This is a genomic window from Amycolatopsis sp. TRM77291 (genome assembly GCF_054166285.1).
Genome location: NZ_JBSZHF010000001.1, coordinates 7,619,245 through 7,633,839 on the forward strand (window position 1 = coordinate 7,619,245; position 14,595 = coordinate 7,633,839).

Genomic DNA, 14,595 nt, shown 5'->3' on the forward strand with positions numbered 1-14,595 from the left:
AGGGGGAGAGGAGCGGACAGGAGGGGGGAGCGGGAAGGGGAGGAGGGTCAGTCGTCGGTGGGTGCCCGCCGCGGTCGGCGGGCGGTGGCGGCCACCAGCACCACCCCGATCAGGAACGCGACCAGCCCGATCAGGAACCACAGCTTCTGCCCGGTCATGAAGCTGCCGGTCAGCACGCCGGCGCCCTGGAGCACCCAGACGCCGCCGACCAGCAGGAAGACCAACCCGACCGTGAGCGTGACCCAGCGTTTCATCCACAGCTCCCCGCCTCGACGTGCCCTGCGGCGATTCTGGCACCGGGCGCCTCGTCCGGCGAACCGATCACCGTCCGCCGACGAGACCGTTCCGGTAGGCGTAGACGACGGCGTGCACTCTGTCCCGCAGCCCGAGCTTCGCCAGGATCCGGGAGACGTGGGTCTTCACCGTCTCTTCGCCCACGTGCAGATGCGCGGCGATCTCCGCGTTGCTGGAGGCGTCGGCGACGAGCAGGAGGACTTCGCGTTCGCGTGACGTGAGCCGTTCGAGTTCCGCCGGTTCGGCGGCCGCGGGTTCGATGCTGGTGGCGAAGGTCGACACCAGCCGCCGGGTCACCGTCGGGTCGATCAGCGCGTCGCCGCGCGCGGCCACCCGCATGGCGGACACGAGCTCTTCGGGGGCGAGGCTCTTCAGCAGGAACCCGCTCGCGCCCGCCCGAAGCGCGCGGTAGACGTACTCGTCCGAGTCGTAGGTCGTCAGCACGAGGACGCGGGTATCGTTCCCCGGCGCGGACATGATCGCCTCGGTCGCGGCCAGACCGTCCAATTTGGGCATCCGGACGTCGAGCACGGCGACGTCCGGCCGCAGCGACGCCGCCTGTGCGACGGCATCGCGTCCGTCCGCCGCCTCGCCGACGCATTCGAAGTCCGCCTGGGTGTCCAGTACCGCGCGCATCCCGGATCGGAACATCGCGTGGTCGTCGGCGAGCAGAACCCGGATCACTGTGCCTCCAAAGGAAAACCGACGCGGACCCGCCAGTTCCGGCCGTCGTCGAGCGGTCCGCATTCCGCGTGCCCGCCGAACAGCGCGACCCGTTGCCGGATGCCGGCGAGGCCGCGTTTCGTCGACTCGGCCGCGGTGTTCGCGCGGCCGATCTCGTTCGTGATCGTGAGGACCACCTCCGTCTGCCGGTAGGCGAGATCGATCTCGACGATCCCGCCGGAGCCGTGCCGGAGCGCGTTCGTCAGCGCCTCCTGCGCGATGCGGTACAACGCGATGTCCACCGAACCGGGGAGTTCCCGCGGCCCGCCGTGGCTCGTCAGCCGCGCGGGCAGCCCGGCGGTGCGGAGGTTGTCGAGCAGCTCGTCGAGGTTGTCCAGCCCCGGTTGCCGCTGCGCGTCGCCGTTCTCCTTGCCGTGCAACAGATCCAGCAGACGCCGCAGATCGGCCATCGCCGCCCGGCTCGACGATTCGACCGCCGTGAGCGATCGCCGCACGGCCGGTTCGCCTTCCGGCAGCCCGAGCCGCGCGGCGCCCGCGTGCACGCCGATCGCGCTGACATGGTGGGAGATCACGTCGTGCAGGTCGCGGGCGATCGTCGTGCGTTCTTCGGCGACGGCCCGGCGGACCGCTTCGGCTTCGTGCTGCCGCCGTTGTTCCTCCGCTCGCTGGAGGTCGGCGATGTACGCGCGCCGCGCGGTCGTGTACCGGCCGACCATCCACGGGAGCAGACCGCTCACGCCGACGTCGATCAGCAGCAGCCGCCAGTCCCGGTCGGCCCGGTCGACCGGGATGATGTTGCAGGCGAAGAGCCCGGCGAGCATCGCCGCCAGTGCCGCCAGCGCGGGTTTGGCCGAAAGCCAGGCACCCGCGCGGTAACCGGCGATCAGCACACCCGCGTTGGTGGCCTGCAGGTAATGGTCGTACGGGTACAGCAGGAGCGGCGCGGCGGTGAGCAGCGCGCCGTGCGCGGCCGAAACCCAGCCGGAATACCGCGAAGGCCCGGCGAGCGCGACGTTCGCGAGGATTCCGCCCAGCAGCACCACCCACGCCGTCCAGCCGAGCGAGAGCGGCGGGCCCGCGATGAGGAACAGCCCGGCGTCGGCGACCAGGCAGACGGCCGCGACCGCCCAGGCCTGTCTCGCCAGCGAACCACTGATGTCCCGCACGCGCTCAACTCTGCCCTATTTCGCTGGACAGGGGTTCCTAAGATCGAAAGCCATGGGGACCGCGAAGACGCCCGTGCTCTGGACGACCGGAGCGCCAGGCGCCGGGAAATCCACCACGGCCTGGGGTTTGTACCGACGGATCGTGGAGGCGGGCGGCAACGTCGCGTACGTCGACATCGACCAGCTCGGGCTGATCGGGCCGCCGCCCGGTGGCGGGGACGCCGCGCACGCGATCAAGGCGGCCAATCTGCTGCGAGTGCTGGAAATCCTGCGTGCGCGGGGCGCCGCGCAGCTCGTCGTGTCCGGGGTGGTGGACCCGGCGAAGCCGTACATCGAGGGCCACGGCTTCGATCTCACACTCGTCCGCCTGACGTGTGATCGCGACGAACTCCGGAGCCGGTTCCTCGGCCGTGGCTCACCCGCCGCGGCCTTGCCGGACCTCTTCGCGGTGGCGGACGCCTACGACCGCGCCGGTTTCGGCGAGGAGTTGGACACGACCGGCCAGCACCCCGACGAGACCGTGGAGGCGCTGTTCCACCGCTGCGTCGTGGACACCGGAAGCGTCCGGCCGCCGGCGCCCGGGCAGCCGCTGCCCGGACCGGTGACCGTGGTGACCGGTCCGACGGCGGTCGGCAAGTCGACGGCCGCGTTCGCCGCGCTCCGGGACCTGTGGGAGCGCGACCTGCCCGTCGCGTACGTCGATCTCGCGCAACTCGGGTTCGCGCACCCCGGCCCGGATCCGGCGTTGGAGGCGGCGCTCCTGTCGGCCGTGTGGCGCGGCTATCGCGACGCGGGTGCGAAGCATCTGATCGTCGTGGCCCGGGAATTCCGCCCGGAGCACCGGCGGGTCTTCGACGCGGTCACCGTCGTCCATCTCGACGCGGACGAACCGTCGCTCACCGACCGGGTCCGGCGCCGGGCCGAGGGCGAGTCCGCGTTGCTGGCGGGCGACGAACTCCGCGGCGTGCCACCCGGCGTACGGGACCGGGTGGCCGCGCGTGCGATCGCCGAGGCGGCCCGAATGCGCCGTTCCGGCGATCGCGTCGTCCTCGACACCTCCGGACAGGAACCCGCCGAAACGGCCGCCGCGTTGCTCGCCGTCTTGGCTCAGTAGCGCCGCTGGCCCTGTCCGGGCGGCCCTCCGCGCTGGTTCTGCCCTGGCTTGCCGATACTCGTCGCCGTCGCGGTGTTCCCGGTGACCTTGGCGTTCACCGTCACCGTCTCGCCGGTCTTGGGCTCGCCGGTCTTCTTCGTCGACGCGTCGATCGTGTAGACCTGCTTGTAGCCGTCCTTGCTGGTCAGGCTGACGGACGTCGCGCTGATCTCGGTTATCTCCCCGGTCTGCGTCCGCTCGGTGCGGTAGCCGCCGTTGCCGTCGGACACGACGAAGTCACCGTGCAGCGTGTCGCGCGGCATCCCCCCGTCGGGGCCCATGAGCACCCGGCCGCCGCCGGGGCCGCCCATCATCCCGCCCTGTTCGGCGCCGTTGGCGGCGGTCCCGGCCCAGATCGCGGCCCCGCCACCGGCGGCGATCACCACCGCCGCCCCGGCCGCGATCGCGGTCTTGCGGCCCGACCAGGTCTTCTTGGGCTCGCCTTCCGGGGCGGGCGCGCCCCATTCGGCGGGTTGGGTCGGTTCGGTCATCAGGTCGCCTCCGTGTACTCGGTTGCGGCCATGCTCGGCGCCGTCGCTGTGCGGGAGCTGTGCCATCGGTGGGGACGCGCTGTGATTCCTCCCCGGCAGGGTGATCGTTCACAGGAAACGCACAGGCGGCACACAGAGAAGCCTCATCGGCGCCGCCCACGATGGCACCATGACCAGTGTGAACGTCCCTTCGTCCGGTTCCGCGAAGGCTGGCCTGCGCCGTGCCGACGGCAGCCCCGTGCGGGTGCTGGTCGTCGACGACGAGGCGACGTTGTCCGAACTCGTGTCGATGGCGCTGCGCATGGAGGGCTGGGACATCCGCACCGCCGCCGACGGCAGCGAGGCCGTCCGCGTCGCGCGGGAATTCCGGCCGGACGCGGTGGTGCTGGACGTCATGCTGCCGGATATGAGCGGGCTGGAGGTCCTGCGCCGCCTGCGGTCCGAGGTGCCGAACCTGCCGGTGCTGTTCCTGACCGCGAAGGACGCGGTGGAGGACCGGATCGCCGGGCTCACCGCGGGCGGCGACGACTACGTCACCAAACCGTTCAGCCTGGAGGAGGTCGCGTTGCGGCTGCGCGCGCTGCTGCGGCGCGCGGGCGGTGTCGCCGGGCCGAGCGGCTCGATGCTGGTGGTCGGTGACCTGACCCTGGACGAGGACAGCCGCGAAGTGCACCGCGGCGGCGACCTGGTGCCGCTGACCGCGACCGAGTTCGAACTGCTGCGTTATCTCATGCGCAATCCCAAACGCGTGCTGTCCAAGGCACAGATCCTCGACCGCGTGTGGAGCTACGACTTCGGCGGCCAGGCCAACATCGTCGAACTGTACATTTCCTATCTCCGCAAGAAGATCGACGCCGACAGGGAACCGATGATCCACACGATGCGCGGCGCCGGGTATGTCCTCAAACCCGCGGGGTAGGCGGCCGTGGTCCCTGCGACGGCGGCTGATCGCGCAGGTCGCGGGGCTGCTCGCGCTCGTCTGCCTGGTGGTGGGCGTGGTGACCGAACTGGCGCTGCGGGACTTCCTGATCGACCAGCTCGACGCGCGGGTCGCCGAAACCAGCGAACGCGCCAGCCGTCCGCCGCCGCCGGGCCGCCCCGGCGGGGAGCGGGTGCCCGAAGGCCTGCGCGCGTACGGCCAGAGCACCGGATCGCTGTTCGTGAACATCCTCCCGGACGGGCGGGTGGTCGCGGCGGTGCTGCGGTCCAGCTACGACGCGAAGGTCGCGGACCCGTTCCCCCACGACCCGCTCGGCCCCGCCCAGCTCGCCGCCCTGCTGCGGTCGACGCCGAGCGACCGGCCCACCGACGTGGACCTCGGGTCGCTCGGTGAGTACCGCGTGCTCGCCAAACATGCGGCCAACGGCGGTATCGCGATCACCGGGCTGCCCACAAAGGACGTCACGGACACCTTGTGGAACCTGGGTTTCATCTTCGGCGGGGTCGCCATCGTCGGCATCCTGCTGGCAGGCGCGCTCGGCGCGGTCACCGTGCGGCGCACCATGAAACCCCTCGACCGGCTGGCCGCCACCGCGACCAGGGTCGCCGAACTACCGCTCGACCGAGGCGAGGTCGCCCTGTCCGAGCGAGTGTCCGAAGTGGACACCGATCCGCGGACCGAGGTCGGGAAGGTCGGGTTCGCGCTCAACCGCATGCTCGGCCACATCTCGAACGCGCTTTCCGCCCGCCAGGCCAGCGAAAGCCGGGTGCGCCGGTTCGTCGCGGACGCCAGCCACGAACTCCGGACGCCGCTCGCGGCCATCCGCGGTTACGCGGAACTCACCCGGCGTTCCGGCTCCGAGGTGCCGCCGGACATCGCGTTCGCGATGGGGCGGGTCGAGTCGGAATCGACCAGGATGACCGGCCTGGTCGAGGATCTGCTGCTCCTCGCCAGGCTCGACTCGGGACGTCCGGTGGTGCACCAGCCGGTCGATCTCTCCCGGCTGGTCGCGGACGCCGTCGCCGACGCGCATGTCGCCGGGTCGGAGCACAAATGGCTCCTGGAGGTCCCACCGGAGCCGATCACCGTCCTCGGCGACGCGGATCAGCTGCACCAGGTGGTGATCAACCTGCTCGGCAACGCGCGCACGCACACCCCGGCGGGGACCGAGGTCACCACCTCTTTGTCCATAGTGGACTCGACAGTGACACTGTCCATTGTCGACGGTGGGCCGGGGATCCCGCCGGAGATCCTCCCGGAGGTCTTCGAACGTTTCGCCCGCGGCGACGATTCACGGTCGCGGGCCGCCGGCAGCACCGGACTGGGTCTGGCCATCGTCGCGGCGGTCGTCGCCGCGCACGGCGGGCAGGTCGGGGTCACGAGCCGTCCCGGGCGGACGGAATTCCGGGTCGTGCTCAGGGCGTCCAGTCACTGTTAGCGCCGCACAGCACGACGCAGGGCAGCTCACCCTCGGTCCGCCCCGCCAGCCACGCGGCGAACGGGACCGCGGCCGCCGGTTCGACGGCGAGGCGGAACTCGTCCCAGAGCCGGTCCCGCGCGGCGAGCAGTTCCGCGTCGCTGACCAGCACGGACGTCACGCGATCGCGGAGCACGGCGAACGGGACGCTCCCGACCCTGGTCGCGCCCAGCGCGGACGCGGCCACCGAGTCGATCTCCACGTCCACCGGCTCGCCCGCCTCCAACGCCGCACGGAGCGCGCGGCACCGCTCCGGCTCGACGGCGAACGTGGGCACCCCGGACAGTGACGTCCCGGCGACCAGGCCACCACCGCCGACCGCGACCAGGAACGCGTCGACGTCCGGGGCGTCCTGGACCACTTCGGCCGCCACAGTGCCCTGACCGGCGACGACGGCGGGGTCGTCGTACGCGTGCAGATACCGCGTACCCGGCTCAGAAGCGGCTTCGAGCGCCTTCGCGGCCGCCTCCGCGTACGTCGCTCCGTGGCGGATGAGCTTCGCGCCGGCCGCCTCGATCCGTGCCGTCTTCGCCAGCGGAGCCGACTCCGGCACGTACACCGTCGCAGGCAGGCCAAGCAGCGAAGCCGCCGTCGCCACGCCCAGCCCGTGGTTGCCGCCGGACGCCGTCAGCACCCGCTCCGGCGACGGACCACTCACCAGCGCGTTCACCGCGCCCCGCAGTTTGAACGATCCGCTCCGCTGCAGATGCTCCAGTTTGAGGACCAGCGGCCGCCCGTCGACCTCGGTGCGCAGCAGCGGCGTGTGTCGCACGAACGGGTGGACGGCCTCGGCGGCCTTGCGGACATCTGCCCAGGTCGGAGTGTTCATACCCCCCACTGTCCTCCATACATGGACGGGAGTGACTACACTGGTCCCCGGATCCCGCGCGGCGTCCATCTTGTGAACCTCCCCAGGGCCGGAAGGCAGCAAGGATAAGCAAGCTCTGACGGGTGCGCGGGATCCCCTTTTTTTTGAGGGGCTAGAAGATCCCGAAGACATCCTTCGGCGGCACAGGCGACGGCAGGGCTTCCGCGTCGGCGATGGGGCGCGCCTTGCCCTGGAGCTGCCGCAGGTCTTCACCCGCGACGCAGCGAGCCGGGTAGGCGGACGACGCGGCCCGCCGGGTCAGGGCCTCGACCGGCAGTCCGGCGCGGGAAGCGGCGACCACGATGTTCCCGAAGCGGCGGCCCCGCAGGACGCCCGGCTCCGCGAGCAGGGCGAGGTGCGGGAACGAAGTCGCCAGTGTCGCCAGGAACCGGCGGAGGAACGGCAGGTTCGGCCCGTCGGAGACGTTGGCGACGTAGGTCCCGGCCGGGCGGAGGACCCGCGCGACCTCGCTCGTGAATTCGACGGTCGCGAGCCCGCCGGCGAGTACTCCACGTTCGAAAGCGTCCACGATGACCAGGTCGGCCGAAGCGTCGTACCTGCCGGAGACGCCTTCGCGGCCGTCGCCGACGCGGACCTTCAACCCCCTCAGGCCCAGTTGCTCCCGGACGAGCGCCACGAGTTCGCCGTCGGCGTCGAAGACCAGCTGCCGTGAGCGCGGCCGTGCCGCGGCGATATAGCGCGGGAGCGTGCAGGCCGCCCCGCCGACGTGAAGCGCGTCGAGCGGGCCTTCGACGAGACAGTCGACGACGTCGGCGATCCGGCGGATGTAGTCGAATTCGAGATCCTCGGGATCGTCGAGGTTGACATGCGACTGGGCGACGCCGTCGACCGAGATCAGCCAGGCGTTGGGGCGGTCGGTGTCCTGGAGCAGCTCGGCGGTGCCGAAGCGGACCGGATACCTGCCGGGGGTCGGTGCCGGTCTCACCTGTCGGGCCCTCCCGGTAGTCTCGCCGCGTGGCTCTAGCTCTATACCGAAAGTACCGTCCGGCTACCTTCGCCGAGGTCGTCGGGCAGGAGCATGTGACCGATCCGCTGCGCACCGCGCTGGCCGCCGGTCGCATCAACCACGCCTACCTCTTCTCCGGCCCGCGCGGCTGCGGCAAGACGTCCAGCGCCCGCATCATGGCGCGGTCGCTGAACTGCGCGAAGGGCCCGACGCCGGATCCGTGCGGCGAGTGCAACTCGTGCCGCAACCTCGCGCCCGAAGGCCCGGGCAGCGTCGACGTCACCGAGCTCGACGCGGCCAGCCACGGTGGTGTCGACGACGCCCGCGAGCTGCGGGACAGGGCCTTCTACGCCCCGGCCGACTCGCGCTATCGCGTCTTCATCATCGACGAGGCGCACATGGTCACCACGCAGGGCTTCAACGCCCTGCTGAAGATCGTGGAAGAGCCGCCGGAGCACCTGATCTTCATCTTCGCGACCACCGAACCGGACAAGGTGCTCCCCACCATCCGGTCGCGGACGCACCACTACCCCTTCCGGCTGATCCCGCCCAGTTCCATGCGCGAGCTGCTGGAACGCAACGTCGCCGCCGAGGGCGCGAAGGTCGAGCCCGCGGTGTATCCGCTGGTCATCCGGGCGGGCGGGGGTTCCGCGCGGGACACGCAGTCGGTGCTGGACCAGCTGCTGGCGGGAGCCGGGCCGGACGGCGTCGACTACTCGCGCGCCGTGTCGCTGCTGGGCGTCACCGACGTCGCGCTCATCGACGGGATGGTCGACGCGCTGGCCGCGGACGACGCCGCCGCGGTGTTCGGCACCGTCGAGCGGCTCGCCGAAGCCGGGCACGACCCGCGCCGCTTCGCCACCGACCTGCTCGACCGCCTGCGCGATCTGGTGATGCTGCGTTCGGTGCCGGACGCGGGTGAGCGCGGCCTGGTCTCCGCGCCGGACGACGAACTCAAGAAGATGAAGGAGCAGGCGGGCAAACTGGAGCCCGCCACGCTCTCGCGCTACGCCGACATCGTCCACAATGGACTCCTGGAGATGCGGGGCGCGACCTCGCCGCGGCTGGTGCTGGAACTGCTGACGGCCCGGATGCTGCTGCCGTCGGTCGCCGAGGGCACCGACGCGCTGCTCGCCCGGCTCGAACGGCTCGAACGCCGTGCCGCTTCGGGTCCGGCGCCCGTCGCCGCCGCTCCGGCGCCGTCCGCTCAAGCTGCTCCGGTGGCGCAGTCGGCTCCTGCCGCTCCAGTGGGTGAGCCTGTCCGGGAGTTCCAGCGGCCGTCGCAACGAGCCGCCGCGCCCGCGCAGCAGGCCACACCGGCTCCGCAAGCCGCACCACAGCCCACCGCGCGGCCCGAGCCGGTCGCCGAACGGCCCGCCCCGCAACGCCCGTCCACGCCCGCCCCGGCTCCGGCCGCGCCCGCTCCCGCCGCGGCTTCCGGTGGCGCGGCGCCCGCAGCGCCCGCATCGGACGTGGACGCGATCCGTGGCCGCTGGCCGCAGGTGCTCGCCGCGATCCGCAAGGTCCCGGGCGGCCGCAGCACCGAAGCGATGCTCACGCAGGCGAGCGTGGTGAGCGTCGAGGGCAGCGCCGTCACGCTCACGCACAGCGCCGAGCCGCTGGCCCGACGGCTTTCCGAGCCGCACAACGCGGAACGTGTCGCGACCGCGTTCAAGGAGGTCTTCGGCGGCGACTGGCAGGTGCGGTGCGTCCACGGCGCCGCGCAGGCCCGGCAGGCGGCCGCTCCGAAGGCCGCGCCGCCGCCACCCGCGCCCGAGCGATCCTTCACCCGCCGGTCCGCCGAAGCGCCCAGCGCCCCTCCGGCGCCTCCCGCGCCGAAGCCGGAGCCCCAGCGGCCGAAGGTGACGACCTCCGAGCCGGACATCCCGCTCCCGCCCGAGCCGGTCGAGGAGGACGAGGACCTCTACAACGAGGACGCGAGCCCCGCGCCGCCGCCTCCGCCGCTCCCGCCCGAGGAGGATCCGGAAGAGATCGCCCGGAAGCTGCTCGCGGACCATCTCAACGCGCGTCCCCTCGACGAACGCAAGTAGTCCTCTGGATGCGGTACTTGCACGCGCAACTACCGCATCCAGAGGACGAAACGCGGCGTCAGGGAACGAAGTCCCCGGTGAGCAGTGCCGTGCCGAGCCGGGTGAGGTGGTGCTGGACGGCGCTGCCCTGCCGGGCGCTGGTGACGAGGCCCGCCTCGCGCAGCACGGCGGCCTGTTTGCTCGCCGTGCCGATCGAGGTGCCGAGGCAGGAGGCCAGCTTGCTGGTCGTACGCGGGACACGCAGCGCGCCGAGGCTTTCGGCGCGGGTCCGGCCGAGAAGCGCCACCAGTTCGGGTGACACGGCCGCCGGGTGGGCGCCGACCGCCCTCGCCGGGTAGAGCAGCACCGGCGGCAGCGCCGGATCGATGAACGTGACCGGGGTGTTCGCGCAGAACCGGCTCGGGATCAAGGTCAGCCCCCGGCCGCCGAGATGGACGGTCCGCTCCCGCGGGTACGCGATCTCCAGCACTTCGCCGTCCCAGCCGCGGACGCCGGGGATACCGCGCATCATCGCGCCCGCACCCTCGATGGCCAGCGTGCGGACCCGGCGGGCCCGGTCGGCGGCGACGGTCTCGCGCATGCTGTGCCAGAACGGTTCGATGACCAGCCCGTACGCGTCCCGCAGCGCGCCGACGACCCCGCCGACCTCCTCGCGATCACCGTCGGCGAGCCGTTTCACCCACGGCGGCGCGGCGCCGGTGAACACGGTCCGGAGGTCGGTGCGCAACCGCCCGCGAGGCGTGCAAGCCACCGCCTCCAGCCCGCTTTCGAAGGAACCCGCCGTGGTGGGCGGGGTCAGGAAGTCGGGAAAGTTCCCCTTCGGCGGAACCAGGGTGAACAGCGTCTTCAGCGCCCGCGCCGCTCCTTCGTGCCGGCGCACATTCAGCCGGACCTGCTGCCGCCAGGCCGACGGACGGTCCTCTCTCAGCTGATGCGAACCGAGGACCAGCTCCCAAAGCGGGTCTGGTGCTTCGGCTATCCGGATCCCCTGGAGGTCCTTTCGATCGAAGATCATTCGCAGAGACATGCCTCGTCCCCCTCAAGACGGCATTTCCTTCTCCGCCGGTAACTCAAACGTGCCGGACGGGCCGGGGCAAGCCATTCGGCCCAATCCGGGAGGGTGGGACGGAAACCCACCTCCGACCTGCGGAGACACCGGCGCGTGAGACGGCGTGTTTTCGCTGGGACGAAAAGGTGTGTCCCCGCGCGGGTCCGTCGGTGACGCTTGGTAGGCAACACGCGGGGAGGGGAACGCGCGGACGCGGCAAGGGGAGATGTCGCGTCCGCGCCTCACGGCCTCGCGAGATAGTCCTCGATGGCCTTCGCGATGACGGCGGCGTACTGCTGGCGTCCTTCTTCGCTCGCCATCGCCGCGGCTTCGGCGGCGTTGCGCATGTTCCCGCATTCCACGAGCGCCGCGGGCCGCGTCGAGAGGTTGAGCCCGCCGAGGTCGGCGCGCGGGGCGAGCCCATCCGACCCGAGGTACGTCGACGTCGGGAAGCCGCCCGCGCGGAGACCGTCCCGCAACGCCGTCGCGAGTTTCACCGAAGGCTCACCCTGCTGGGCGTTCAGCGGCGGGGCCGAGTAGGCGACGTGGAAACCGTGCGCCCCGGCGGAATTCGAACCGTCCGCGTGGATCGACACGACCGCGTCCGCCTGGGCGTCGTTCCCGATCGCGGCGCGCTCGTTGACGCAAGGCCCGACCCCGGTGTCGTTCTGCCGGGTGAGGATGACGCGGATTCCCTTGGCCGCCAACGCCTGCGAGATCCGCTGCGAGACGTCCCAGGTGAACGCGTGCTCGGAATAACCGGAGTTCGTCGACGTTCCGGTGGTGTTGCACGGTTTCGTCTTGCCGCGGCCCGCCGGGACCTGCCTGTTGATCTCGCCCGGCCTGCCCGCGTTCCCGCCGTTGTGGCCGGGGTCGAGCACGACGACCTTGCCCGTCTTCGGCGGCGGCGTGCTCGGAGACGACGGCGCGCTCGACGGCGGCGTGCTCGTGGTTGGGCTCGGCGGCGGAAGGGTGGTGAAGACCGTCGTGGTGCCAGGGGGAGCCGGACTCGACGGCGACGACGCGGGGGTGTCCACCCCGCACGCCGTGAACAGCGTCAATCCGATCGCCACCACCAGGCCAAGCCGTCGTCGCACGGCGCCCACGGTGCCACACACCTGACGGCTAGGCTGGGAGGCGGCACGGGATTTTCCAGGAGAGGACCGATCGGATCATGGTGCAACCCGGTGGCGGCTTCGACCTGTCGCAGATCATGCAACAGGCCCAGCAGATGCAGCAGAAGCTGGTCGAGGCCCAGGAGGAGCTGGCCAACACGGAGGTGACCGGTACTTCCGGCGGCGGCCTGGTCACCGCGACCGTGTCCGGCGACAGCCAGCTCAAATCGCTGTCCATCGACCCGAAGGTGGTCGACCCCGACGACGTCGAGACCCTGTCCGACCTGGTCGTCGCGGCCGTGCGGGACGCTTCGGCCAACGCGCAGAAGCTGACCGAGCAGAAGCTCGGCCCGCTCGCCGGCGGCCTCGGCGGCGGGATGCCGGACCTCGGCGGCTTCCCCGGGCTCGGCGGCTAGCTTGTACGAGGGTGTCGTCCAGGACCTGATCGACGAACTCGGGCGGCTGCCCGGCGTCGGTCCCAAGAGCGCGCAGCGGATCGCCTTCCACCTGCTGGCCGCGGATCCCGCGGATATCGCGCGCCTGCAGGAAGTGCTCGGCAAGGTCAAGGAAGGCGTGCAGTTCTGCGAGGTCTGCGGCAACGTCTCGGAGCAGGAGACCTGCCGGATCTGCCGCGACACCCGCCGCGACCTCACGGTCATCTGCGTGGTCGAGGAGCCGAAGGACGTGCTCGCCGTCGAGCGGACGCGCGAGTTCAAGGGCCGCTACCACGTGCTCGGCGGCGCGCTGGACCCGTTGTCCGGCATCGGCCCGGAGCAGCTGCGCATGCGGGAGCTGCTCGCGCGGATCGGCGGCGCGGAGATCAGCGAGATCATCATCGCGACCGACCCGAACACCGAAGGCGAGGCGACCGCGACGTATCTCGTGCGGATGCTTCGCGACTTCCCGGGCCTGACCGTGACGCGGCTCGCGTCGGGGCTGCCGATGGGCGGTGACCTGGAGTTCGCGGATGAGCTGACGCTGGGTCGCGCTCTCTCGGGCCGGCGGGCTCTCTAGACGTACATGAAGGCCCCCTTCCCCGCGCCTGGCGCGAGGAAGGGGGCCTTCGTGTATTCGGGCTGCGGGGATGGCATGTCGCGAAAGCCACTTTCGGGACGCTAGACGTCCCGAAAGTGGCTTTCGCGACACGGTCGTTCAGATGCGAGCGAGAAGCGTCAGCAGTAACCCAGCCGGGCGAGCGTGTCGACGATGATCTCCGACGGGTGGAACTTGTCGACCCAGGACTCGCCGCGGCGGTTCTGGTAGGTGTCGAGGAAGTTCTGCAGCTTGTCCCCGCGCATCTCGGTCAGCACGACGGTCTCGCCGAGGTGCTGCGGCGTCTCGGTGCGCTCGCGGTGCACGGCGCACGGCAGGCCGAGGTAGTAGCACTCGGCCGACAGGCCACCCGAGTCGGTGACGACGTACTCGGCGCGCGCGACCAGCGGCAGGAACTTCAGGTACCGCATCTTCGGCTGGATGATGAAGTTCTTCTCGTCGAACAGGTTCGCCAGGCCGAGCGAGCGGATCTTCTCGCGCTCGGGCGCGCCGGCCATGTAGAGGATCGGCATCTGCTTGCTCTGCTCGCGCAGGATCTCCAGCGCCTCGCGGTACTTCTCCGCGCGCGAGACCAGTTCGAAGCGGTGCAGGGTGGCGAGACCGAACTTCTCCGGCAGGCCCTCGACGTCGAGCGGGCCGTTGATGGCCATCCGCATCGCGTCGATCGCGGTGTTCGCCTCGGTGTCGACGACGACGCCGCGCGCGTTGCGGAGGTTGTTCACCTCACGCGCGCTCGGCGCGAAGTGCATGTCGACGATCTTCGCGGCGATCTTCCGGTTCAGCTCCTCCGGCAGCGGCGACATGATGCTGCCCGACCGCGCGCCCGCCTCGACGTGCCCGACCCGCGACTTGAGGATCCGCTTGCCGATGAGCGAACCGTACGGCGTGGTGAAGGTGTCACCGTGCACCAGGACCAGCGGCGGGCGGCCGTCCTCGACCAGCGCGGCCTTCAGTTCGGCGCGGCGGCTCCACGCGGTGCGCAGCACCTGCGCGGCCCAGCCCGGCACCTGCGCGGGCGACTCCAGGTTGTGCGCCTTCTCCTTCGGCACGAGCCAGACGTCGGGCTCCGGGAGGTTCAGGTCGGCGAGAACGTCCGAGACCTCGTCGACGTGCTGCGCGGTGAACCAGATCTTCGGCCGGACCCCGCGTTCGAGGATGCCGTGGTAGACCGGCGCGATTTTGATCAGTTCCGCCGTGGTGCCGAGAATGAAGGAAATCACCGGAAGAGCCATTCTGTCGGGGTCTGCGGTGCCCGAAGGATACTGGTGGGCCGCGCAAGGTAGCCTCG

At 71.2% G+C, this 14,595-nt stretch carries 15 protein-coding genes and 1 other RNA gene; 7 read left to right on the forward strand and 9 right to left on the reverse strand.

The window, feature by feature from the left end:
• Window positions 1-47 precede the first annotated feature (47 nt).
• The 3 genes from ACXIZN_RS35650 to ACXIZN_RS35660 form a co-directional block, all read right to left on the reverse strand.
• The gene (locus ACXIZN_RS35650; protein WP_126737250.1) at window positions 48-254 is read right to left on the reverse strand and encodes a hypothetical protein; all 207 of its coding nucleotides are present in this window, start codon (window positions 252-254) and stop codon (window positions 48-50) included.
• Window positions 255-321: 67 nt separating this feature from the next.
• Entirely contained in the window at window positions 322-978 is a 657-nt protein-coding gene (locus ACXIZN_RS35655) for a response regulator (protein ID WP_126737249.1), read from the reverse strand.
• Complete coding sequence (locus ACXIZN_RS35660; protein ID WP_457959295.1) at window positions 975-2,144, reverse strand: sensor histidine kinase; 1,170 nt, start codon at window positions 2,142-2,144, stop codon at window positions 975-977. The genes ACXIZN_RS35655 and ACXIZN_RS35660 overlap by 4 nt, the downstream gene beginning before the upstream one ends.
• Before the next feature lie 52 nt (window positions 2,145-2,196).
• Between ACXIZN_RS35660 and ACXIZN_RS35665 the strand changes: the two genes are divergently transcribed.
• On the forward strand, window positions 2,197-3,258 hold the full coding sequence (locus ACXIZN_RS35665) for an AAA family ATPase (protein WP_457959296.1): 1,062 nt from the start codon (window positions 2,197-2,199) through the stop codon (window positions 3,256-3,258).
• Here the strand turns inward: ACXIZN_RS35665 and ACXIZN_RS35670 are convergent.
• Complete coding sequence (locus ACXIZN_RS35670; protein ID WP_457959297.1) at window positions 3,252-3,788, reverse strand: hypothetical protein; 537 nt, start codon at window positions 3,786-3,788, stop codon at window positions 3,252-3,254. The two genes, ACXIZN_RS35665 and ACXIZN_RS35670, sit on opposite strands and share 7 nt — an antisense overlap.
• Window positions 3,789-3,957: 169 nt before the next feature.
• On the opposite strand from ACXIZN_RS35670, the gene ACXIZN_RS35675 reads away from it, so the two are divergent.
• Window positions 3,958-4,707, forward strand: coding sequence for a response regulator transcription factor (locus ACXIZN_RS35675; protein WP_457959298.1), 750 nt, complete (start codon window positions 3,958-3,960; stop codon window positions 4,705-4,707).
• The gene (locus ACXIZN_RS35680; protein ID WP_457959299.1) at window positions 4,685-6,166 is read left to right on the forward strand and encodes a sensor histidine kinase; all 1,482 of its coding nucleotides are present in this window, start codon (window positions 4,685-4,687) and stop codon (window positions 6,164-6,166) included. The genes ACXIZN_RS35675 and ACXIZN_RS35680 overlap by 23 nt, the downstream gene beginning before the upstream one ends.
• Here the strand turns inward: ACXIZN_RS35680 and ACXIZN_RS35685 are convergent.
• A complete protein-coding gene (locus ACXIZN_RS35685) occupies window positions 6,144-7,034 on the reverse strand; it encodes a serine/threonine dehydratase (RefSeq protein ID WP_457959300.1) in 891 nt (296 codons plus the stop codon). The two genes, ACXIZN_RS35680 and ACXIZN_RS35685, sit on opposite strands and share 23 nt — an antisense overlap.
• 46 nt (window positions 7,035-7,080) lie before the next feature.
• Here ACXIZN_RS35685 and ffs point away from each other — a divergent pair.
• An RNA gene (gene ffs / locus ACXIZN_RS35690) (signal recognition particle sRNA small type) lies at window positions 7,081-7,175 on the forward strand.
• 10 nt (window positions 7,176-7,185) lie between these two features.
• Here the strand turns inward: ffs and ACXIZN_RS35695 are convergent.
• Complete coding sequence (locus ACXIZN_RS35695) at window positions 7,186-8,019, reverse strand: spermidine synthase (protein WP_457959301.1); 834 nt, start codon at window positions 8,017-8,019, stop codon at window positions 7,186-7,188.
• 29 nt (window positions 8,020-8,048) lie between these two features.
• Here ACXIZN_RS35695 and ACXIZN_RS35700 point away from each other — a divergent pair, with 29 nt between their 5' ends.
• Entirely contained in the window at window positions 8,049-10,091 is a 2,043-nt protein-coding gene (locus ACXIZN_RS35700) for a DNA polymerase III subunit gamma and tau (RefSeq protein ID WP_457959302.1), read from the forward strand.
• Window positions 10,092-10,149: 58 nt separating this feature from the next.
• Here the strand turns inward: ACXIZN_RS35700 and ACXIZN_RS35705 are convergent, their stop codons facing one another.
• On the reverse strand, window positions 10,150-11,118 hold the full coding sequence (locus ACXIZN_RS35705) for an ArsR/SmtB family transcription factor (protein ID WP_457959303.1): 969 nt from the start codon (window positions 11,116-11,118) through the stop codon (window positions 10,150-10,152).
• A gap of 263 nt (window positions 11,119-11,381) precedes the next feature.
• Window positions 11,382-12,245 (reverse strand): N-acetylmuramoyl-L-alanine amidase, encoded by an 864-nt coding sequence (locus ACXIZN_RS35710; protein ID WP_457959304.1) that lies wholly within the window; start codon window positions 12,243-12,245, stop codon window positions 11,382-11,384.
• Between the two features lie 68 nt (window positions 12,246-12,313).
• Here ACXIZN_RS35710 and ACXIZN_RS35715 point away from each other — a divergent pair, with 68 nt between their 5' ends.
• Both ACXIZN_RS35715 and recR read left to right on the forward strand, forming a co-directional pair.
• Window positions 12,314-12,670 (forward strand): YbaB/EbfC family nucleoid-associated protein, encoded by a 357-nt coding sequence (locus tag ACXIZN_RS35715; RefSeq protein WP_007035126.1) that lies wholly within the window; start codon window positions 12,314-12,316, stop codon window positions 12,668-12,670.
• A gap of 1 nt (window position 12,671) precedes the next feature.
• Window positions 12,672-13,268, forward strand: a complete 597-nt coding sequence (recR, locus tag ACXIZN_RS35720) for a recombination mediator RecR (RefSeq protein WP_005166260.1) — start codon at window positions 12,672-12,674, stop codon at window positions 13,266-13,268.
• Between the two features lie 158 nt (window positions 13,269-13,426).
• Here recR and ACXIZN_RS35725 read toward each other — a convergent pair whose 3' ends face one another.
• Window positions 13,427-14,539 carry a UDP-N-acetyl glucosamine 2-epimerase gene (locus tag ACXIZN_RS35725; RefSeq protein ID WP_457959305.1) on the reverse strand — a complete coding sequence of 371 codons (1,113 nt, stop codon included), beginning with the start codon at window positions 14,537-14,539 and terminating at the stop codon, window positions 13,427-13,429.
• Window positions 14,540-14,595: the final 56 nt, after the last annotated feature.